Annotated in this window: 1 protein-coding gene and 1 pseudogene; both read right to left on the bottom strand. The window is 47.6% G+C overall.

The window, feature by feature from the left end:
- Window positions 1–116: 116 nt before the first annotated feature.
- Entirely contained in the window at window positions 117–464 is a 348-nt protein-coding gene (locus HUO07_RS21540; protein WP_176305141.1) for a hypothetical protein, read from the bottom strand.
- Between the two features lie 388 nt (window positions 465–852).
- Window positions 853–1,044, bottom strand: a pseudogene (locus HUO07_RS22355) (diguanylate cyclase domain-containing protein); the annotation flags it as partial.
- Window positions 1,045–1,150 lie beyond the last annotated feature (106 nt).

Genomic DNA, 1,150 nt, shown 5'->3' with positions numbered 1-1,150 from the left:
CTTCGAGCCGGAATTCAGGGCTAAAGTTACGTTTTGGTCTTGTTGCCATGCTGCCACCTAGTGATGTCTTGGTGCATATTAGCACCTCTAATTAGGTGGCCAAATTCACTATGCCACTACACACGCATTATCTCGTCTTGCTGGTTCTGCTGGCGTTCTAACTCATCCTGCACACTATAGCCTCTGGCCAGATCCTCTATACGTGGGCTTTCAAACAGCTTTTTCGTTTCATGATCAATAGCAGCTTCACACATAATCATATCCAGGTAATGCCGCTCTTCAAAAGCACGGGTAAACACACCGGCCGGAAAGCCCATTGCTAGGTAGGCAAGTGAAACAGGCGTCATTTGAGCATCTTGATTGGCATTTACCAAGAATTCCACCCGCTCAGAAGGCGGCAAAGAAGGCACCCGCTTAAGCATCAGCTTGCCATCATTTAGCTTCAACCCATCTAACCTCAGCATTGATTACTCCTTCTAGAACCACGAACCCTCTCAAATCTGGTATGTGTAGTCACACCAGATTCAACCTTGACCAACACCACGAATAACACTATATAAAGTATTTTACCCCACAACGAAGTACAACATATAGGCCATGAGAGCATTCAGCATGACGAAAACGACTGTCAACAAAAGTGCGAAAACTAGCCGCTTTATCTCAGACAAGGAAGTGAAGGCAAAGCCAAGCACAACGTTCGTTCAAACGGTTAGCAAGCCGAGCGGAGGGAAAGGCAAAAAGCGCTAAAACAAATAAGCCCTTAGTCATCGCCACTGACTAAGGGCTTATTGCTTAATGCAGGTCTACACTATCCAACACCCCCCTCGCGTGATAGTAACATCTGAGCTGCCCCTAACTTTCAGAACATCCCTGTGGGCCGCTAATACGATCCCGCTCACTCCGCTTAGCCTGATAAAGCGCATCGTCGGCGTCCTTGAGCAGCAATGAAAGACTTTCCGGATCTGCAATTTCCCTGCTGGCAAGCCCCATACTTAGAGTAACTAGTCCCGAACTTGTCACTGGGTGGGGGATAAGTACCTGATCTAAAGTTTTCGTGTAATATCCATGCCAGGATTTCTGACACGGACAGAACCATGGAAAAACGCTTCGTTGCCCCTCTCACTGAACCTGAACAACAGACGCTGACCTC

Source organism: Vreelandella maris, assembly GCF_013371085.1.
GTDB lineage: Bacteria > Pseudomonadota > Gammaproteobacteria > Pseudomonadales > Halomonadaceae > Vreelandella > Vreelandella maris.
Note: the sequence above shows the minus strand (reverse complement) of the source record. Positions and strands in the feature narration are given on the sequence as shown.